The organism is Companilactobacillus sp. FL22-3 (assembly GCF_054881455.1).
On the sequence record NZ_JBTYYZ010000001.1, the window covers coordinates 122,162 to 143,934 of the forward strand.

The 21,773-nt window shown below is 36.8% G+C and carries 16 protein-coding genes and 2 pseudogenes; 7 read left to right on the forward strand and 11 right to left on the reverse strand.

Annotation, left to right across the window (positions count from 1 at the left end; genetic code table 11):
* Positions 1–80 precede the first annotated feature (80 nt).
* The 5 genes from ACYT32_RS00570 to ACYT32_RS00590 form a co-directional block, all read right to left on the reverse strand.
* The gene (locus tag ACYT32_RS00570) at positions 81–1,532 is read right to left on the reverse strand and encodes a glycoside hydrolase family 1 protein (protein WP_395263993.1); all 1,452 of its coding nucleotides are present in this window, start codon (positions 1,530–1,532) and stop codon (positions 81–83) included.
* Between the two features lie 37 nt (positions 1,533–1,569).
* Positions 1,570–3,573 carry a beta-glucoside-specific PTS transporter subunit IIABC gene (locus ACYT32_RS00575; protein ID WP_395263994.1) on the reverse strand — a complete coding sequence of 668 codons (2,004 nt, stop codon included), beginning with the start codon at positions 3,571–3,573 and terminating at the stop codon, positions 1,570–1,572.
* Positions 3,574–3,681: 108 nt separating this feature from the next.
* A complete protein-coding gene (locus ACYT32_RS00580; RefSeq protein WP_395263995.1) occupies positions 3,682–4,515 on the reverse strand; it encodes a PRD domain-containing protein in 834 nt (277 codons plus the stop codon).
* A gap of 264 nt (positions 4,516–4,779) precedes the next feature.
* A complete protein-coding gene (locus ACYT32_RS00585) occupies positions 4,780–5,760 on the reverse strand; it encodes a ribose-phosphate diphosphokinase (RefSeq protein ID WP_395263996.1) in 981 nt (326 codons plus the stop codon).
* A 14-nt stretch (positions 5,761–5,774) separates the two neighbouring features.
* Entirely contained in the window at positions 5,775–6,155 is a 381-nt protein-coding gene (locus ACYT32_RS00590) for a YueI family protein (protein ID WP_395263997.1), read from the reverse strand.
* A gap of 121 nt (positions 6,156–6,276) precedes the next feature.
* On the opposite strand from ACYT32_RS00590, the gene ACYT32_RS00595 reads away from it, so the two are divergent.
* Positions 6,277–6,516: a hypothetical protein gene (locus ACYT32_RS00595; RefSeq protein ID WP_395263998.1), complete on the forward strand. Its 240-nt coding sequence runs from the start codon at positions 6,277–6,279 to the stop codon at positions 6,514–6,516.
* A gap of 48 nt (positions 6,517–6,564) precedes the next feature.
* On the opposite strand, the gene ACYT32_RS00600 is transcribed toward ACYT32_RS00595, so the two are convergent.
* From ACYT32_RS00600 to ACYT32_RS00615, 4 genes and pseudogenes are all read right to left on the reverse strand, one after another.
* Positions 6,565–7,800 (reverse strand): hypothetical protein, encoded by a 1,236-nt coding sequence (locus ACYT32_RS00600; RefSeq protein ID WP_395263999.1) that lies wholly within the window; start codon positions 7,798–7,800, stop codon positions 6,565–6,567.
* A 25-nt stretch (positions 7,801–7,825) separates the two neighbouring features.
* Positions 7,826–8,506, reverse strand: coding sequence for a hypothetical protein (locus ACYT32_RS00605; protein ID WP_395264000.1), 681 nt, complete (start codon positions 8,504–8,506; stop codon positions 7,826–7,828).
* A 177-nt stretch (positions 8,507–8,683) separates the two neighbouring features.
* Positions 8,684–9,876, reverse strand: a pseudogene (locus ACYT32_RS00610) (oligosaccharide MFS transporter).
* 14 nt (positions 9,877–9,890) lie between these two features.
* On the reverse strand, positions 9,891–10,856 hold the full coding sequence (locus ACYT32_RS00615; RefSeq protein ID WP_395264001.1) for a helix-turn-helix transcriptional regulator: 966 nt from the start codon (positions 10,854–10,856) through the stop codon (positions 9,891–9,893).
* A gap of 218 nt (positions 10,857–11,074) precedes the next feature.
* Here ACYT32_RS00615 and ACYT32_RS00620 point away from each other — a divergent pair, with 218 nt between their 5' ends.
* Positions 11,075–11,662, forward strand: coding sequence for a hypothetical protein (locus tag ACYT32_RS00620; RefSeq protein WP_395264002.1), 588 nt, complete (start codon positions 11,075–11,077; stop codon positions 11,660–11,662).
* 74 nt (positions 11,663–11,736) lie between these two features.
* Here ACYT32_RS00620 and ACYT32_RS00625 read toward each other — a convergent pair whose 3' ends face one another.
* Together ACYT32_RS00625 and ACYT32_RS00630 are read right to left on the reverse strand one after the other, a co-directional pair.
* Complete coding sequence (locus ACYT32_RS00625) at positions 11,737–12,414, reverse strand: type 1 glutamine amidotransferase (RefSeq protein ID WP_395264003.1); 678 nt, start codon at positions 12,412–12,414, stop codon at positions 11,737–11,739.
* A gap of 913 nt (positions 12,415–13,327) precedes the next feature.
* The gene (locus ACYT32_RS00630) at positions 13,328–14,080 is read right to left on the reverse strand and encodes a glycosyltransferase family 2 protein (protein WP_461793340.1); all 753 of its coding nucleotides are present in this window, start codon (positions 14,078–14,080) and stop codon (positions 13,328–13,330) included.
* 69 nt (positions 14,081–14,149) lie between these two features.
* Here ACYT32_RS00630 and ACYT32_RS00635 point away from each other — a divergent pair, with 69 nt between their 5' ends.
* From ACYT32_RS00635 to ACYT32_RS00655, 5 genes and pseudogenes are all read left to right on the forward strand, one after another.
* The gene (locus ACYT32_RS00635; protein WP_395264005.1) at positions 14,150–14,902 is read left to right on the forward strand and encodes a tyrosine-protein phosphatase; all 753 of its coding nucleotides are present in this window, start codon (positions 14,150–14,152) and stop codon (positions 14,900–14,902) included.
* A 333-nt stretch (positions 14,903–15,235) separates the two neighbouring features.
* Positions 15,236–17,139 (forward strand): annotated as a pseudogene (locus ACYT32_RS00640) (ABC transporter ATP-binding protein/permease).
* Between the two features lie 231 nt (positions 17,140–17,370).
* Positions 17,371–18,750 carry a zinc ribbon domain-containing protein gene (locus ACYT32_RS00645; protein ID WP_395264006.1) on the forward strand — a complete coding sequence of 460 codons (1,380 nt, stop codon included), beginning with the start codon at positions 17,371–17,373 and terminating at the stop codon, positions 18,748–18,750.
* A 330-nt stretch (positions 18,751–19,080) separates the two neighbouring features.
* The gene (locus tag ACYT32_RS00650) at positions 19,081–21,033 is read left to right on the forward strand and encodes an Ig-like domain-containing protein (protein WP_395264007.1); all 1,953 of its coding nucleotides are present in this window, start codon (positions 19,081–19,083) and stop codon (positions 21,031–21,033) included.
* 272 nt (positions 21,034–21,305) lie between these two features.
* A complete protein-coding gene (locus tag ACYT32_RS00655) occupies positions 21,306–21,581 on the forward strand; it encodes a hypothetical protein (RefSeq protein ID WP_395264008.1) in 276 nt (91 codons plus the stop codon).
* Positions 21,582–21,773: the final 192 nt, after the last annotated feature.

The window sequence follows — 21,773 nt, forward strand, 5'->3', positions numbered from 1 at the left end:
AAATAGTCCTAGTAAGCCATTTTTCGATGGTTAACTAGGACTATTTTTAGTTGTGAATTAAGTGATATCTAATTTTCTAATTAATTATTTTGAATGTTTTCACCGTTTGATTCGATAACTTGTTTGTACCAATAATAACTCTTCTTTGGCGTACGGCTGAAGTCACCTTTTTGCTCATCATCACGATCAACATAGACGAAACCGTAACGCTTTGCCATTTGGCCAGTACCGGCAGAAACTAAATCAATACAACCCCAAGGCGTGTAACCGATCAAATCAACACCATCTTTGATAGCTTCTTTCATTTGTTCAATGTGACCTTTGAGATACTCGATGCGGTAATCATCATTGATTGAACCATCGGTTTCGACTTTATCTCGAGCTCCCAAGCCATTTTCAACTACCATCACTGGAATACCATAGCGTCCATAAACATCATTTAGATACCAACGGAGGCCTTTTGGATCCATTGCCCAGCCCCATTCGCTGTATTTCAAGTAAGGATTTTTAACTCCCGTTGAAAAATTACCAGCAGCTGAACCTTTTGATTCATCGGTAGTCAAGGCGTTAGATGAATAGTAACTGAAAGTATAGTAATCAACAGTACCTTCTTTTAAAACTTCTGAATCTTCTGCGGTAATGTTTAGTTTAACGTTATGCTCATTCCAGAAGCGTTGTGCAAAATGAGGATAAGCCCCACGAACTTGGACATCGCCACAGTAATAATTATTGATTTCATTAGCCAATTGAGCTTTCAAGACATCATCAGGATTTGAAGTTAAAGGATAATTGACATTACCGGCAATCATACAGCCAATCATATTGTTTGAATCAATCTTGTGACCAATTTTAACTGCTAAAGCGCTGGCTACGAATTGGTGGTGTAATCCTTGAAGATTATTTTGAATATCTTCGTCAGACATGTTGGGATTAAAAGGAGCTGCCCCATCTTTAATCGGCAAGCCTAGTGACATGTAACCACCAAACATCATACCAATATTGATTTCGTTAAACGTTAACCAATATTTGACCAAGCCCTTATATTCATTAAAGAGTGTTTGAGCATATTTAACATAAAAGTCGATGACCTTACGACTACCCCAGCCACCATAGGCTTCTGTTAAATGATAAGGCATTTCATAATGTGAGATCGTAACTAGTGGTTCGATACCATATTTATGACATTCTTCAAAAACATGACGATAAAAATCTAGTCCTTTTTGATTAGGTGTGGCATCGTCTCCATTAGGAAAGATTCTCGTCCAAGCAACCGACATCCGATATGTCTTATAGCCCATGCCTGCCAATAGCTTGATATCCTCTTGATAGTGGTGATAAAAATCACTGCCTTCGTGAGATGGATAATAGGCTCCATCTTTTACTTCTTTAGTAAAGATACGTGGCTTGTCATAAGTTCCACCTAACAATAGGTCAGCGGTACTAATTCCTTTACCATCAACATTCCAGGCCCCTTCGTATTGATTAGCGGCTGTAGCGCCACCCCATAAAAAGTTCTTTGGAAATTCTGTCATTTTAATTGCTCCTTTACCCTTTAATTTTTTAATAGCCTTATGATAATTTAATAACTTCGTCACCGTGATTTACTTGACCACTAGCGACTATGTCTACTTTATTATAATTCTTAGTATTCGTGATGATAATAGGTGTCGTTACATCATATCCCTGGCTAGTAATGCCATCGACATCAAATTCCATCAATAAATCACCTTTATGAACCATTTGATTCTGTTCCACATGACTGGTAAAACCTTTACCTTCCAATTGAACCGTATCCATACCGATATGGATCAATAATTCAGCTCCATTGTCTGAATTAATACCAATAGCATGTTTAGTTGGGAAGACAACAGTTACTTTACCATCAACTGGTGAATAAACTTTTCCTTCATCGGGTAGAATAGCCACCCCTTTACCAAGCGATTCCGAAGCAAAAACTTCATCTTTTACATCACTCAAAGGTACGGTGACACCTTTAATTGGGCTGAGGATTGTTTCTGGTTCGACAGGTTCTTTTTCAACTGTTTCCGGTGCACTAGTTGTATTGCTTGTACCAGCGCTTACCATAGCAGTTGCAAGTTCAGAATCAGAATTTGTAGTAGTTTCAGTGATTTTATTTTCTTCTTTGAGATCTTCTTTACTAAATCCAAACATCAAAGATAAAACCAATCCTGAAATAAATGAAACTGCAAATGCAATTAATGCTCCATAGAATCCCATATCGATTCCTTTAGGACCAATCAAACTAGGTAATGTAAATACTCCTAAGCCCCCAGTCATATAATATCTGGTACCAAATAGTCCTAAGATAGCACCGCCAATGGCGGCACCAATACAACTCATGGCAAACACTTTTTTACGAGGAAGTGTAATACCGTAAATAGCTGGTTCAGTAATACCAAAAATCCCTGACAAGAAGGCGGACCAACCTAATCCTTTAATTTTCTTGTTCTTTACTTTTAAAATAACAGCTAAAACAGCGCCGATTTGAGCAAATGAAGCACCAATCGTCAAAACTAAAATGGGATCACTATGTAAATTTTGCAGATTGAGCATTTGTAGTGGAACCAAGCCCCAATGTAGGCCAAAAATAACAAGTACTTGCCACAAACCACCAAGTACAGCACCTGTAATGATAGGACTGAGTCCATATAAAGCTGAAGCACCAGCAGCTAAAGCATCACTAATCCATGAAGTAATAGGTCCAACTACTAGCAGTGTCAATGGTACGACAACAAGTAATGTAAAGAATGGTACTAAGAAAGTTTTTACAACACTTGGAACTATCTTCTTAAAATATCTTTCCACTTTAGCGGCAATCCAAACTGCTACAATAATTGGAATAACCGAAGAAGTATAATTCATCATAATTACTGGTATTTTTAAGAAAGTAATGTGAATTGGGGAAGCAAGCATTGACCCAGAAAATAGTGTGAATAGCGGTTTTCCAGTTACTGCCGTTGGATTTAATGCAACAATCGTTGGGTAAACTAGTGAAGCACCAATCGTCATCCCAATAAATGGATCAACTCTAAATTTTTTAGAAGCGGAAAATCCTAATACAACTGGTAAAAAGTAGAAGAATGAATCACCAATTGCATATAAAATTACGTATGTACCAGAGGTTTTAGTGATTAATCCTGCTGTCAATAAAATCGTGGCTAAACCTTTAATCATCCCTGTCGCTGCCAAAATTCCCAGTGCTGGTGCAAAAATGCCAGAGATCAAGTCAATGAATTTATCTAACAGACTCATATTTTTGTCAGATTCTTCATAATCATCGGGGACAACTCCTCCGTCGGCAAAGCCACCAACTTTGATTACCTTATCGTAAACATCAGCAACTTCATTTCCGATAACTACCTGATATTGTCCACCGCTTTGAACAACAGTCACAACACCATCTGTATCCTTTAGTTCTTCAGTATTGGCCTTTTTTTCATTCTTTAATTTAAACCGTAATCTAGTTGCACAATGAACAACGCTAATAACGTTTTCCTTGCCACCAACAAGTTTAACTATTTTTGTAGCCAAACTAGTATAATCTTTCGTCATAATATCCTCCTTTTCCAACAAAAAAGCTCAAGACATTACACCACTCCAAAAAGTGATATAAATCTTGAGCTTATGCCTGCCGAACAGTAACACGCTTTTTAATTTATTTCATTCTCGATGAGTCACTCGCCAAACATGCAAGATCAAATATACTTGATCATTTTGGGAAAGAACCCATCCTTTAGTATTTCGTAAATATATCGCAATCTTTTGAACAGTTTTATTTTCTTCAGGATATTTTAAAATCATTAATTTCAAAAGACTAGGATCCAACTGTTCATCAGTTGAATGTTCCGACTTGATTTTCCTAATCAAGAAGTACCTTAAATGTGAAACCAACCGACTATAGTTAAACGACTCATCATCTAAAGTCATATGGTAACTCAACTGAATGATATTGATAATATCCGCAATCATTTTTGAAATTTGAATGGTATCTTGAAGACTCTCTTTCTCATTTTCCAAATTAACAAAATGATATGTAAGAAAAACCAATTCACCCTTGGGAAACATCACACCTAGATCCTGTAAAAGAATTTCCAAGGCGCGGTTGGAAGCTTCATATTCTTTTGGAAATAATTTTTTTACTTCCCAACTAACTGCTCTGTCTGTAAACTCAATGTGTTCTATGGCTCGTTCATAGGCATAATTGATGTGATCAGCCAATATTAAATATTGATAATCACTGAATTTAACGTTCAGAAATTTTTCAACATCACTAACAATATCAGAGGTCACATTGATAATTGATTCATCATATTGATCTAAAGTATCCACATCTTTAGTATTTTCAGATTTGAATTTTTGTGAGATCTTTGATGCGTCCACCAAATCACCCTTTTTTTTACCAAAACCAATGCCCTTACCAACAATTATCCACTCAACGTTTTCATCATCGACTACAAGGGCTGCATTATTATTATAATTCTTAACAAATTTCAATAATTTACCCTCCAAAAAAAATACCTACTAATTGACTACACACTTATAGTGTATCTCAAATTAGTAGGTTTATGCCTGATCGAATCAGTAACACGCTTTTTGTTTACTTACAATGTGTTAGCGCTTACTATTATTTTAGTCAAGTTTTTTTTATAAATTTACTTTTGACTCTGAATACCAGTTGGAACTTAAGCAAATAAAAACGGAAGGAAGATACTCTTTATCAAAAGTATCTTTCTTCCGCAATCTGTGTTAATCAAAACTTTATTTGATCTCTGTAAAGCTCTCACGAACTTCAAACAATGAGTCGATTGATTCATTTGCTTCTGTCATTCGAATAGCATCGCCGAGAAGATCTGTGACTGACAAAATCTTTAATTTATCAAAACGACAGTCATCAGGAACAACAATCGAATCAGAAACTAAAACTTCCATCAAAATTGAATCTTCTAATTTCTTAGCAGCGTTCTTTGAAAAAATTGGGTGCGTTGCTGCAGCAGAGATTGTTTTAGCACCGGCAACTTTAACTGCCTTGGCACTATTGATCATTCTAGTACCTGTATCGATCAAGTCATCGACAATAACACATTGCTTACCATCGACATCACCGATAATATCTGGCACAACATCCTCATCTTCGGTCGATCTTTGGTCAACAATAGCAATTTGTGAACCAAAGACTTCTGCAAGTGAACGAGCTCGTTTAGTTGAATTGTGGTCTGGTGCTACGAAGACAAAATCATCTGGATTCTTGATCTTCTTTTCAAAGTAGCTGGCAAAGATAGGCATGGCACGCAAATGGTCAACTGGAATATCAAAGAAACCTTGAATTTGATCAGCATGCATATCAAGTGCAATTACTCGATCAACGCTACCCATTTCTACCATGTTGGCAAATAGTTTAGCTGAGATAGGTTCTCTGGAACGAGATTTTCTATCTGAACGAGTATAGGCAAAGTATGGCAAGACGCAAGTGATCTTATCAGCACTGGCACGTCTTAAAGCGTCAACGGCAATCATCAATTCCATGAAATTATCGTTAACGGGATCTGAAACGGAATGAATAATGTAAACATCGCGTCCACGGATACTCTCGTTAATTTGAATGTTGATCTCCCCATCACTGAAGTGTGAGACCGAGGCATCCAATAAAGGAATTCCCATGTAATCCGAAATTCTTTTGGCTAATGGTTTATTACCATTTAAAGAAAGCAAAGCAATTTTATCTAATGCGTTATTAGACATATTGTCCTCCAAATTTATATAAGCACTGGTCTATCAACAGGTTTACCCTCGTTTGCGATCACCAGGCCCATATCATTATCTGTCATCTTCTGGTCCCGATTCCGCATTCCCGATTGTGAAACTATTGTAAACTTATACTTTAATTTTACACTCAAACGAAGGTAATTATCCAGTATATATGAATCAATTTTTCCATTTAAATACAGATGATACTGTGGATATTTTTTCATAACGCTTTCAACAGTCGCTTGATTAGCCTCATTCTTTAGCTGGGAGACTGTTAGAGCGATTGCAACCCGTTCCGCAAAGTTACCGAGAAATTTTTTCTTTTCGTCAGGCTTTAATTGCGGCTTTCCAAAGATATTATCTTTAATATATTGTTCAACATCCGTCATATTTTTACCCTCCAATATGCACAGTATATCTAATTTCTTAGCTTTATTAAAGAAGGACGATAACTGCGCTATTTACTCTTAAAAAGGTATAATAGTAATAAAGAGAAAGGATGTGTTACTTATGGACGAAATGGTATTTTTTAACCCGGGCGACGCAATTGCTAATTCAAGAGATTACGGTGAAGCAGTCCGTGGAGCACAAATTTATAAAGCAAAAGATCCTTATGAATCATCCCTCATCATTGCTCAAGATGTCAGTGACAACAAGAGTTTTGCCGTTTACTTTGCTAAAGATGAAAAATCGGCAGTTAAAGATGATGATAAAAGCGTTATTCCTTATCACTTAAAGAAAAAAATTTGATTATTAAAAAGTAAAACAAGAACGGCAATTTTTGCTGTCCTTGTTTTTTTATTTATCAGCTTTTCGCCAAAGATAAGCTACCAACATCTCGATTGATAAATTATCTTTGTATGGAAGTCTAGAATCTTGGTCAACCAAAGCAAAAGTATTCGTCACAAAATTTACTTTCGAATCTTCAGGATTTTTAGATATGCCAAGGTCATAACTGCCATCAGGATTGACCAAGAGGCGCTTGACGTTTCTAATATTGAGTAAGGTTTGCTGTTGTCTGAATATCATCAAATTATTCTTTTTGCCAAGATCTATTATAAAGTCTGACAAAGACTTGCCGACATCTTTGGAATCGACTCGCATGTCATAATACAAATTATCAAAGACCGCCAATAAATCGTCAGCTGGAAAAGCAATTTTTCCGATCCATCTCTCTGTCTGATCAACAAAACGATATTTTTCAATCATATGATCTTGATCTTCAACGATCGTCAAACTTTTAATTTGATTCAAGTCTTGGATAGTTTTGATTTGCTTCATATCTGAACTGAAATTTCGTTCCCAAACTAGTCTCGAATCGCCCACTTGATTAGCGGATAATCTAGGCCACAAGAACTCTTGCTTAACTTGTTGAGATGAAAAATCATGATCAATCGCTAACAAAACTAATGCCAAGCTACGCAATGGGACTTCACTGACCATTATTGATCCGTTTGCGTCTCTTACTTCATAGTAATCACTATAATCATGGTCGGATAGATTGGACTTTTGTGGATTTCGGACTAATGTTTGATGATCGCCAAAATCGATCTTATAAGTTCGACCGTCAGCCGCTACTACAGTAGTTAGTTGCTTTTGTCCTGTTTTCTGGTGATCGGAAACCGCATTACTTAATAATATATCATCTAAAACATCCCAACTATCGTAACCACCTTGATTGTTTCCCCAAACGGTGATTCCTTTTGCCGCAAGATCATCCACCAACTTCATAATCAAATCTTGATTGATGTCTTCATCGTTATCGTCAATTTCTGGAAGTCCATTTTCTCGAATCTCAATTATTTTTTCAAAGAGTTCATCGAATGATACCTTATCAACATATAATTCGCCAGACTGATTGTATAATTGGAATCTATCTTCGCTCTCTGTCAAGCGTCGCCGTTCATCTGAAAATAACGTCGCAGTAGAGTCCTTTTCTATCGGCTCAACTGGACTGGTTCGATAATAAAGAACATTAACATCTAAGTCATCGGCATCAATATATGGATAAAGATCAAGTTGTTTTTCCGTCATTTCCACTCCTGCTTTCGATAATTATTTACTTTTGCTCTGCTTGGATAATTCGACTAACATCAATATCTTGGTTTAACTTGATGGAATTTCTTTGTACAATAATCTTCTTAAACCCTTCCAACTTATATGATACATTCGTTTGCTCCTTAACTAGATACATCAAAATATAAAAATGACCTGCATTGAAATATAGACCTAAAGGCAGGCCATCTTTTCTTTTCAACGGCTTGGATACTCCATCATCATAGTCAAAATAAATTTCTTTCTGCTCGATGATCAAATCAGAAAATTTACCGATTGGCAATATCATAGCTTTTTCAGCTGCAGAAACATAATTTTCAGGTGTAATGGCTAACAACTTTTTAACCTTCATTTGTTCTTCTGAATTCATCGACTTCAAAAGTTTACTAATTATTGTCTCCAGCTCCATAGCTCCCAAAGCTTTACTGCTGATCAAAATATTTAGTATCGCCAGAGTTTCGTGGCTAGTGAGAGATTCCTTATTTGTCACAAAATACTCTTTAGTCGACCCTCGATAATTCAAAATGTACCTTTTAGAAAAATTTTTATTTGCTTTGATAGTTGTCAAGTCACGTCTGCTAGTTCGATCAGACACACCATAATTTGACTCCATATCATCTAAAAAAACTTTTTCACCATTTAAAAGTCTCAATAAAACATCAACAATTCGTTCAGTACTATTCATCTATTTTCAACCCCAATCACGTTCTAAAACCCTAAACTCTCTTTACGTTTTTCAGATTAGCATGTTGGAGCGACACATTATGTCGTTATGGAGTCGATTCGAATTTTTTTCAAATAAACCACAAAAAAATATCCTTTGATTCGAAAATGAATCAAAGGATACTTCATTAAATAATGATTATTTATTCAAGGCTTCAGAATCCTTATTCAAGGTAAAAAATGCTATTACCACAAATAAACTGACAATAATGCCTAAATACAAATAAGTCGTTTGATATCCCAATAAGTCATACATTCTTCCTGTCATACGTGAGAACATAATCACGCCAAACTGTGACATGAACTGAAAACCAACTAAATAAAGAATTGAAGATAATCTAGTTTCAAAGTTCAAATGAATATATTTAAAAATGGCAATATACATCAAAGGCAAATCCATAGTTTGACGATGGAAATAAGAATTGGACCAGCGGCTAAGCCAGTTAAAACGATTCTAACTGCAAAGATTGCCCCCACCAAAAGCATCGACGTACGGACACCAATTTTATTAACAATCATTGGTGCCAAAAACATCATTCCGACTTCCAAAAATGTTTGTGCCGAATTTAAGTAACCGTACATTTGGTTCCCTTGCACTACGGTCGCAAATTGTTGTGCAAAAAAGCGAGGAAACTGCTGATCATAAATGGTATTCATTGATGCAACTCCTAAAATAAAGAAGACAAATATCCAAAAGTTCTTCAATTTAATCAGCTCAAAAATATCACGCACTTTGACCGTCTTTGAATCCTTGATTTCTATTTCAGTCACATCGATTCTGGTTGAGAATAGAATCAAGAGAACAAACGCTGCAGCAATCGTTCCAATCCAGAAATTAAAATTGGGGTTAAAATTAAAAATATGTCCCGCAAAAAAAGCACCAATGGCAGTTCCTAATGAACCCCACATTCTGACCTTTCCATACTCAAAGTCATATTTGCGACTGATTTTTTCAACATAAGATTCAACTGCCCCCATGGAAGCTAAATAACTTCCACCTAAAAAGATACCGCCTAAAATACCACCGAGTAAAAAATTAGTTTGTAATAAAGGTTTATAGACATAAATGAAAAAGGGCCCGGTTAATAATAAAACTCCGCCTAAATAAATCAAAATATTTTTACGTGTCCCAAATTTATCTAATAAATATCCATATAAAAATTGCAACGTCATCGTAAAAATCGCATTGATACTAAATAGCGTCCCAATTCCAGCACCGCTTAGATGTAACACCTGACCAAACCAAATGGTAATCATGGTGTAAGTTAGCGCCCAACCTAGAAAAAAGATGAAAAAAATGGCACTAAAACGAATATAGATCTGATTGCGCATTAGTGTTGAACCCCCTAGTTTTTGTATTGATCTAATGAAGCCTGTAATTCTTGTTTTACTTCCTCAATTAAAGAATGTGGCTCGATAACTTTGACAAAAGTCCCTTGACCTAAGACCCAATGTTTCAATCCTTGAGTATACATATAGCCCTCAATTATGACGCTCCCATCAGCCTCATGACTAACGACTCGAGAATTTGGCAACTTGTCCAAAGCCGTCCAAGGATAGGCCTTATATTGAAGCTTAAAATAACTCTTAGGTCCCCCATTTAACAAGTAGGTGAAGTTTCTAACAGATGCTCCATCTTGCCAATTTATCCTCGGAACATTAACTGCTTTTTTGAGTGAAGTGTAAGAAAGGATTCGGTCCAATCGATAGACTCGAGCTCCTTTTTCTTCAGAAAACATCGTGACGTAAAAATAAAAATCCGCAAAGTAGAGACTCATGGGAACAGCACGGCGAACCTTCTTCGTATCACTATTAGGTCGACTTCCCTGATAAGTGAACTCCACTTGCGTCTGGGATTCGACAAATCTCGTAAAGTCGTCAATATATTCCAAAAGATGTCCGTTAGTTTTGAACGGTAGATATTCCCGATTCAACAATTTTTCGATTTTGGGCTGATCCTTGGCGTCAACTAACTCTTGTAAGTGTTTGATCACTTTGGTCAGTTCAGCTTTTGATAAAGCTCGCGATCCTCTAACAATTTGACTTATTGTCAAAACTTCCTTAGTACTGATCTTGCCTTCATTGACTACAAAATGAATCTTCTGCTTTGGATCAAACTGCATCTGATAATTAGAGTTAAAGATGGAATTTTCACGAATAACTTGCAAGTCTCGATAAATTGTTCGTTTATTGACGCCGTATAAATTAGCAACCGTCTCAGAATTGATTTTTTCACCTTGTAAAAGTCGCATTATAATATCAATTATCCGAATCAAGCTTTTAGGTAACTTTCTTTGATCGACTTCGTCCATTTTGACACCCCCGAAGACATTTTCCCTTCATTAAATTTCCCGATTACACAATTATATACTAAAAAAAATATTGAAAATGCTTATTTAATAAGGTTTTTGTATATTTTTTCAAAAAAAGTTAACTGCAATCTCAGAATGACACATAGTGACAGTACCAAGGCTTAAAGTGACCTTGTTAAATAATTTATTTACAAAAAATATTGGAGGGTTACTAAATTATGGCAGATTCAAAATTTACTTCAGTCGACAGTTGGGCATTCTGGAATATTCCTGCTGGAGATTTATCCGGTAAAGACGCAAAGACGATTGAGGACTTATTCAAAGATTCCTATCAAGAAAATCATTTTCCAAGTGAGATGCTACCCGCAAATCTGGAAGATTATTTACAACAAACAAAGGCTGTTATCGTCGGTATGAATCCTGGCAATGCCGCAGCCAATCAATCTACTGAATCGTTCTTAAACTTCCATGGTCAAAAGAAGAGTGCTGATTATCGTTTGGCAGCTGCTCTATATAACACTGATTTATGGGGGACATTTATGACCGATCTTTCAACAGTGATTGAAAGTGACAGTACAAACGTTGAGCTTGATCAAAAAAATGTCGCTGCCTTGGAAAAACATCTAGATGAATTAGGTATTCCCGAAGATGCCGTCTTGATCGCTTTAGGTGGCAAAACTTATAAACCATTAGAAAAATTTGCAAAACGTCCAGTTGCTACTATGTATCATTATTCAAACGCCAATAATGGACATTGGACAGCTGAAAAGGCAAAACAACAAATCTCAGAAATTCTCACAAAGTAAAAAAAGCATTGTAATAGCAATCAATCGTTAACTAATTTTTTAACGGTTTGAAATTGCTTATTACAGTGCTTTTTTTATGATTTGGTTCTTTGACTAATGTAGTCTAACAACTTATAGAGCGTCTGTTTGTTATCATCAGAAATCTTGGCCTGTAAGATGTCTGATTGGCTCTGATGCAAAACCGAACCTTCCAGATACGAAAAATCGTTCACTACCATCTCACGCACATTGTCGGGCTTAGGTTCCAAATGAAATTGCAAGCCGACCACTCGGTGATTCAAAATAAAACCTTGATTTTCAACGGCATCGCTAGAAAACAATAATTGAGCCTCTTTAGGTATTTCAAACATTTCTTCATGCCAATGTAAGACATTCAACTCTTCAGGAATATTCAAAAATTTCACATCCCGACGATAAACCGGTGCGAAACCAACCTCCTTAGCTGGTGCTTTAGAAATTTGATAGCCCAAAGTTTTCACGACCTGTTGTGCTCCAAAACAGACACCAAAAATTGGCTTATCTGCGGCCATCAATTGTTGGATCAAGACACGTTCTTGTTCGATCCAAGCAAAATCGTCATTCGGACTCATAGGACCGCCTAAAATCACCAACATATCTGTTTGGTCAGCAGTTGGTAGGTGTCCAAATTGATAGGGATGATAGATATACATTTCATAGCCATTTTTTTGAGACCAATCCTGAATCATTCCTGGTCTTTCATTAGGAGTATGTTGTAAAACGTTTATTCTCATAGGAATTCCTTTCACATCAACGGCAATCTTTAATGGGTATCGCCTGCAACTCCCCAAGATGACCCAATTATAGCAAAATTTTGATATGTTTTTCAGTTATTTTTTGAAAGCAAAACTATGGGGTTCAATGTTATTCTTAACAATAGGTTTTAATATTGCAGTGGTTTTGGTTCACTGCCGTCATCCGCTCCAGTTCTGGGGGATATGGAACGTGGTGGGCCGACTTGGAGCCAAGAAAACCGCTTGTCTTCAAGCTCGTCCTTTTACTAAATTGGCAAAGGACGCCAATTAAGTAAAATTTCACCACTGATATCCCCCAGAACTTCCGCTCCTGACTAGGGTTACTGCATAGTTTATTTGTTAGTGATATTTATAGGAATCCTACACTCCTTATTTTGCTTGGTCGGAGTGGAAGCTGGAAAAGCCTTGGTGCTTAAGGACAAAAGACCAAGAACAGGGAAAAATATTAAACTAATATTTACACACTCTAAAATCACACTATGATATATTAACCCATGTTTACATACATCAATATTCATAAACGCCAAAAGACATCAGTTTCTTTAAGAATCCAATCTTTTGACCCTTATCTTTAGCCTTTGAACTAGCATTAGTTCTTGAACTTATTCACTTGAGAGTTATCCCAACATGTTTTAACACCCCAGGCTGTAGTGAGAGCTCTGAGGGGTCTAAGCCATGAAATTGTTCTTAGTGGGCGAAGCACACTTAGAACAAGGCTCGACTTTGAAACAATTGCGTACTTCAATTGGTTCAAAGCGATGCCCATGGCGTTCCAGACCCCTCAGAGCCGAACGGAAGCCGGCAGTGAACCAGCTATCCACATCCACCATTGCACATCAAAAAAAGAGCCTGGTTTTACAACCAGACCCACCCTCATTAATATATACAAAATCTAATCTTTTTCATTTCGAGAACTATCTCGAATAGTCTTGTAAACTTTCATTCTAGCTACACCGACATCACGAACATTTTCCATTGCAAACTTCTGCGTAATACTGCCCTTGCGAGAAATATAATGATACAGTGGAACGTTGTCAATGTAAAACTTACGTGCTAGTGTCGCATACTCAACATTGAAAACTTGATCTTCCATCAAATCCAAGTCGGTCTGAAATGATAAGTCATTGTCTTGAATGATGGAGCGTATATAGGCTTTGTTCCATGTATAGCCCATCACTGAACCGGTCATCTTAATGATCTGTTTGACGACTTCATCTCTTCCAACAATCGATGATTGACGTTTAACAACTTTGTTTTTAGTTTTGCCAGTCTCTGTTTGATTGAAAAATCCACAAGTAACCATATCGACATCTTTATCTTTAAAAGTTGTCAAAAAGTGGTCGACGTAATTAGGTTCCACCCAATCGTCTCCATCAATAAAGGTTACAAATTCACCACTTGCTTTTGCGAGTCCAGTATTTCTAGCTGCTGAAACTCCTAAATTTTCTTGATGGCAAACAACAGATATCCAATCATACTTTTTTTCATAGGTTCGGATTATCTTCTGGGTTTGATCTGTTGAGCAATCGTCGACAATGATCAGATTGAAATTCTCATTAGTCTGAGCAATCACTGATTCAATCGAGCTAGAAATATAATCAGCTACATTATAAGCTGTCATAATAATTGAAAGTTTATTCTTCACCATATATCACCTTAATATTATTTTACTTCTAATGACCTAAAATACGCAACGACTCGGGGAGGAGAAAAAATGAAACGCATCCTAAATCTTGAAGGGGCAATAAATTTACGTGAACTTGGCGGATATCCCACTGCTGATGGTACGACAATTAAATATAATAAACTCTTACGTTCAGGGGATATAAGTAATTTAACAGGAAAATCTTTAGCCTACCTTAAAAATTACGGATTGAAATATGTTGTTGATTTTCGTTCCAATGATGAACAACGAACTTGGGCTGATACGACGTCTGATTTTTACAAGATCTATTCGGACCCAGTTTATCCACTAAAAGGTAACGGTGACAAATTAGCCGGCATTATTAACCAAGGAAGCTTTAATTATCTGGGAATGATTTATCAAAGTGTCGTTTTAGATACTCACGGTCAAGCAGCGTATAAATTATTATTCGATTTACTTTTACACAATGATCAAGATAAGCAAGCATTGCTCTTTCACTGCGCCGCTGGTAAAGATCGGACTGGTATCGGCGCTTTACTGATTTTAAAGGCGATTGGAGTGGATAATGAAACGATTACCAAGGACTATCTGCTAACCAACTTGATGTACGAAAATCGCCAAACAATCGCGAAGATTCTCAACGATAAAGATGGCAATCAAGATGTCAATCAAATGAATATGACCAAGGCTGATTTAGAGAGTATCAGTTCAGTCTTTGAGGCCATAGACCATTACTATGGAACTTTTGAAAACTACTTGGACAAAGCACTTGGAATTGATAAAGCCAAATTAGCCCGTCTCAAAGCTATTTATACTGAATAATCAAGACGTTAATATCTATTTATATCAAACTAGGTTGGCAAAGTTAATTTGTTTTTCGCTATAATTATTTCAGCAAGGGGGAACGAACCTCACCTCTTACAAAATCTAACCTGCTTCCCCTTGCCCATTACCACTTTGCAACATTTCATACCTTATAGTTTGACTAATACAAAACCAGCAATCGTTTTCCTCATACACCTCCCAATGTATGAGGTTTTTTTGTCTTTTGAAAAATTTTTTAAGCAATAAATTTCCTTCAAAAATGAAATCATTTTACACTTAGTAGCATAAGGCTTATACTTTGGACCAAATAAATATGAACGGGGTAAACAAATGAGCTTACTGGAACTAAAGGACGTAAAAAAATCTTTTACGTTAAACAAACAAGAATTTCCAGTTTTAAAGGGTATTAATCTAAAATTAGACCGCGGTGAATTCGTCTCAATTCTCGGTGAATCTGGTGGCGGTAAAACTACCCTGCTGAACACCATTGGTGGTTTGGATTCCCAATTTGAAGGTGATGTCCTCGTCAACGGTCAATCTTTGAAAAAAGGTTCAGATAAGGCTCTGGACAATTATCGTAGCCACACTGTCGGCTTTGTCTTTCAAAGTTTTCATTTGATCAGCCACTTGACGATCCTCGAAAATGTCATGGTACCGTTGGAAATGTCAGCTCTTTCTTGATCAGAAAGAACCGATAGAGCTAAGTCGCTTTTAGCTAAGGTTGGTCTTTCTGAACATTTGGAGAAACATCCCAACCAATTATCCGGTGGTCAAAAACAGCGTGTTGCTATCGCCCATGCTTTAGCGAACGATCCTGAGATCATCATCGCAGATGAACCGACTGGAGCACTTGATTCACAAAATACCGAGGAAGTGCTCAAGATCCTCGACAACATTGCCAAAGAAGGAAAATTAGTAATTGCCGTTACCCACTCACAAATGGTTGCCGACTATGGTACCAGAGTGGTCCATTTACAAGATGGAAAGATTGACTCCGACGAGCAACTGCGTGATTCCTACACAATTCCCAATGAAACTTCGGACAAAAAAAAGATCACTCACTTAAGTTTTAATGATACTTTCCGTTTAGCTTGGGAACACATGCGCTACACTAAGGGGCGCAATATTTTGATCATCCTTGGTGCCGCAATTGGTATCTTCTCCGTTATTTTTATGTTAGGTTTGGGTTCTGGTATCACTAGCTACATCAACGGAGAAATGGCTAAGCAGGTCAATCCCGATGCTATTCAAGTTACCAAGAACGTCTCTCGTGACAATACTGACGCCAACAGTATCAACATGACTAATGCGGATATTGACCGCTTAAAAGGTATCAAAAATGTTAAGAAGGTTGAAAAGGCTTATTTTGCCCAATCGCCTAAGGTTAATTACAATACCAAGAACGTTTCGATGCAATTTTTCCAAACTTGGAACGCTACTGAAAAAACTAATGATATTACCCAAGGTAAAAAACCGGGTAACAATGAAATTATTCTCTTAAAATCGGATGCTCAAAAGTTAGATAAGAAGAATTACAAAGATATCGTTGGTAAGACAGTTAAGTTGTACATTACTAGTCTGAATAAGAATAATCAGCCTACCCAAATTACGATGAATCTCAAAGTTTCTGGAATCATCACCTCGGGCTCTTCAGCTATTAGTTTTAACACCTTAGAATCGGCGGCTAAATCAAGCAACGTTGATTTACAACCAAACTTCGTTACTTTGACAGTTAACAATACTTTGAATGTCAAAGATGTTCAAACTAAGATCAAGTCTTACAAGACGACGATCGATAATAAGAAACAAAATCGTTACACGATCACCGGTGTTGGGGCCATTATTGACTCCTTGAATACTTACTTGAGATTAGCCTTTGATGTATTGGCAGCCATTGCCGGAATCTCCTTGATCGTCTCAGCAATCATGATTATTGTTGTACTTTACATCAGTGTTTCCGAACGTACGCAAGAAATCGGTATCTTACGAGCTATCGGTGCCAGAAAGAAAGATATCCGGAATATGTTTATTTCTGAATCTTTCTTGATTGGTTAGCCCAAATGGGAGCTAATTCCATTGCTCAAGGTGCTTTCAAAGCTACAATCGTCTCAATTTCACCCGGTAACTTTATCTTTGGCATCTTAGTCAGTGTCGTTATTAGTTTACTGGCCGCTCTTGCTCCATCTAGACGAGCAGCTAAATTGGACCCACGTGACTCATTAACAGATGAATAATTACCATGTTTAAACTCAACGAGGACCTAATTCTTATTTTGAATTGGGTCCTTTTTTATATTTAAGTTCGGAAGCTGCTTAGTGTTCTTTAGCAAACTTTAAGAAAATTTTGTATAATTGAGTTTCGGATATACAACATGTGACCTTTCTGTGAACTTTCATTTAATCTCTTCCTATGGAAAGAGTTGTCTTGTATACTTGGTTTGTCAACATAATGGAGGAATGCGAATAATGTTTTGTCCAAATTGTGGGCATAAAGTCGACCCAGATCAAAAATTCTGTGATAACTGTGGTTGGGCCCTAAAAAATAAAAAAACTGAAGATTCAAGTAATGTCAAAGATGATGATAAAATTCGGTCATTATCTGAAATTGAAAATGAACTAAATGAGGAAGAACCAACTAGTCAAACTAAAGCTCCCTTGCAACAAGCACCCGCACAAAAGCGCGAATATGGTTCATTCAACCACCCTACTTCAACACCATCAACTAATGAATCTAAGTCTTCATTCACCCCTCGAGCCGATCCAGAGGAAGCAATGAAAACATATACGAGTTCAAATCATTCTAACAATTCATCGTTCAATCAACCCAAATCAGAAGAACCCTTAGATGATAAAACACAAATATATAGTAAAAATGATTTTAACCCTATCTCTCAAAAACCTTATAAGAAAGCAGAACGAACTGAAAATACTACTCCTCATAAGAGTTTTGAAGATCCTATCAAAGAGCCAATGGGAAATCCTTTCGAACCAACTGAAAGCGAAAAAAGAGCTGCCGAAGCAAAACGTGAGGCACAAGAAACTGACCCTAACGATGGCTTCTTACATAACATGTTGAAGTTTGCCAAAAACAACGCTTATATCAGCATTTTAGCTGTAATCGTCACGGCAATTCTTTTAGTAGTCAAAAGGAATTATGGTTTTATTGCTTTGGCAATCGTCATCATCTTGTGGTTCTTACTTTCACAATTGGGCCACGGCAATGAGACAGGTGCTAACAAAGCCTTAAAGCATGAAACTTCTTTGAAGAAAAATAACACTGATGATCAAACTCAAGCTCCTAGATCAGAAAATGAACCCACAATTTCCAAGCATCAACAGAGGAAAATCGATAAAAAAGCTGCTGCTGCCGAAAGAATTGTTAGTCATAAGAAAACCACTAGTCAGAAAATCATCATCGCCGCTTCAATTATCGGTTTTATTGCAACCATTGGTGGACCATTCTTAAACAGCGTTTCTCTTTCCAGTACAATTGCAACTGCAGCCAACTATACAGCTAATCTTGGTGCGGCTCAGCCAACCTGGATAACCAATGGATTCTCAGCAATTCGATTGATCTGTTTCTTGTCACCAGTCATTGCTCTGATTGCAGCCTGCTTTAGATCACGCGGTAGCATTCGTTTAGTCAGAATCTTTACCATGCTTCCAACAATCCTTTACGCCGCTCTCTATGCTGCACTTTACGCTGGCATCGTTAACTCGACAGCAATTACCGGTCAAGTGGCTGTTACAACTAATGGCTCCTTTGGAACAAGCTTTTATGTATTATTGATCACATCCATAGTTTCACTGATAATGTCATATACATTACGTCCAGTTGTTAAATAATATTAATTATTACTATATCAAATAAAAGCAATTGTGATATTCATTATGTGTGTTCACGATTAATGAACAATTACACATCTATTTAATTAAAAAGTCCATCAAGTCAACGATTGATTTGATGGACTTTTTGTGTCACATTTCCTATCGACATTTCGTATACTCACTTTTGATAGTTAGTTTGTTTACTTACCGTATACAAAATTAAGAATTAATACTTTGTGCATAAATTAACTTTCATTTTATCATAAATGTTCTTATATTTTTTGAACAAATATAATATTAATACTCCGATATAATGTGTTTTGTCCCAAGATATTGGAGGTGCTAATTTTGCGACATCGAAAATATATTAAAACATTTAAATTCTTACTTTTGCTTATAATCCCAATTATTTTACTCAACCTTTCAACTTCATTACCTGATGAGATAAAGGCTCAAGATACTAAGGAAGATATTGAAGTAACCCCCCAATTCAAACCAACTAAACCACCCAAGAAATTCATTGGAATTTGGATGACTAGTGGTTATGGTTTACAACCTAATGCTAATTCATACACCGTAGTTAACAAACCGGTCACATTACGAACCAGTGCTGGCCGGTCAATTTGGGCTGTTATTTTAGGTCTTTTTGATACGCCACATTATCAATGGTGGAAAACTACTGATGGAAAAAATTGGACTGAAGTTCCCAAGGGCGATTCCGGTAAAAAGAAAAATTTAACTATAACGCCTACCGAAGAGGGAACCGTTTGGTATCAACTAGATACCCAATACTATACGATTCCGACCATAAAAAGACATCTTTATTCAGAGGTCGCAGCGGTACATACTCTCCCTGAAGAAGTAAATGCGATTAAACTGGACGTTACAACAGATGATGACTATTTATACAATACGAGTGATGAAATATCTAATACGACTTATGCTCATGCCGTTCCAACGCCTGAAAACGCTACCGGGGTTATCTCCTGGTCCATCGACGATACTAGTTTAGCCACAATTGATGAAGACGGTCTAATCACGGCTAATAAGAAAGATCGAGATGGTGTCGTAACGGTAACTGGTACAATGACCAATGATGACGGCTCTAGTGTATCTGGCACTGCCAAAGTAAGAATTGGTGGTGGTTTAGATGATCAAACTGTTAAGTCTGGTCAAAGTGCTACCTATACCCTCATGGGTAATACCGGTGGTGATGGAGACGACGAGAACACGGGGACAATTACCATTGCTTGGTACCGATATGAACCAGGTTCTACCAAGCGTACGCAAGTTGCTTCTGGAAAAGACGACTTCTATACAACCAATCCGACTACTATGGACGATGACGGTGCCTATTATCAGGCCGTGATCACATTGAAGTCAGGAAGTGTTAGTAAAAAACTGACTACTAACAAAGCACTACTAACTGTCATCCCTTCTGGGCCTGAACTGGAGATTACCAATAAGATTCAAAATCTTACCTATAATCATTCCGATGATACAGATAACCTCTTGAATAACGTCGTCAACGGTGATCAAATAAGCTACCATGACAATATTTACAATAAGAGTCCCGATGCCGAATTGATCGATGGTAATTATGTCATTCCACTACATAATAAAACTATCGTCAATGATGTTAGATTAAATGGTGTACCCGTAGAAAAAGAAGACTACAGTATCATTCATGACGATGATAATAATACCGACAATTTAGTCATTAAAATTGGTACTATCGGTAAACAAGAAACTGCAGCAATCGATGTCTTTACAACTGTCGCTGGAATTTCTGCATCAGAGGAATTTAATTTCACCAATTATGCTTATGGCTCCACTTCAGATGAGCAAATTTATCGTCAAGAAGGAGTGCAAGAAACAATCAATTATGCCATTGATAGTTTTTCCACTGACATTGCTGATATTGATTATGGTTGGGTAGGTCCTAGTAACCAAGATTTGTTACAAAAACGCCCGGCCGAGTTAAATTCGCCAAATAATATTGTCAATGTCGAAGATCAAAGAAGGGATAAAACGGCTTTGAAAGTTTACGTCTCACAAGTAACTGATTTCATCAATGAAAATGGAGAAACTCTTCAAGCGGTAATGCGTTATTACGAAAATGGCTCCTTTACCGATATACTGAATGCACCAGTTTTAATTTCTGAAACTAACTCTGGAGAAGAGCTGAATTCGATCGGTTGGATGGAAGAAGACGGTCTGCTGCTCTATGTTAATAACAAATTTACATTGGGCGGTTCCTATCAAGCCACACTTAATTGGAATTTTACGGAAAGTATTTAACCAAATGTTGCCTGCTTTTGCAGATTGATAAAGAAGCAGTTTAATCAAACCCTTCAACGAAATCCAAATCGTTGAAGGGTTTTTTAGTCGTAAAATTCTCTTTATATTTTTACTTGGCTAATTCATAGCTAAATAAAGGTGATTTTATTTTTAATAATCAATATTTTTATTCATTATTCAATAACTTTTTTTCAAAAAAAATGCTTTATCGACTTTCTAAATTTCTATATACTATTTATTATTGGTATAGATAACTTGAAGGGGGATTAAAAATGCAATTTAAATTAGCGAAAATTCATTACCTAATCATCCCGATTGCCATTATTCTAATTCTTTTATTGGCTCATAGTGCCGTGATAAAAGCGGCTGCATCTCAAGCAAGTTTCCCTGCCCCCAGTCCTCGACCAGTCAAGTACCGTGGCTTTTGGACTACCGGAGGTTTCAATATTGAACCCGGGTCAGATTACTATGTCACATTGGGTGACTACGTCCAAATCACTACAAGCTCAGTTCGACCATCATTCAGCGTTATTGAAAATCCTTTTTAACCGCTGAGTCACACTTGGTACATGTCTTTTGAAAACCAACCACCTGAAATCATTTCGAAATATAAAGATGCAACTTTAAAATTTCCGCCCGAACAAACTGGCACTTATCGCTTTCAGATTTTCGACAAGTACACTGGTTTCATTTTCTCTGAAAAAAAATTACTCGGAAATCGCTACTGTACATGTCCTACC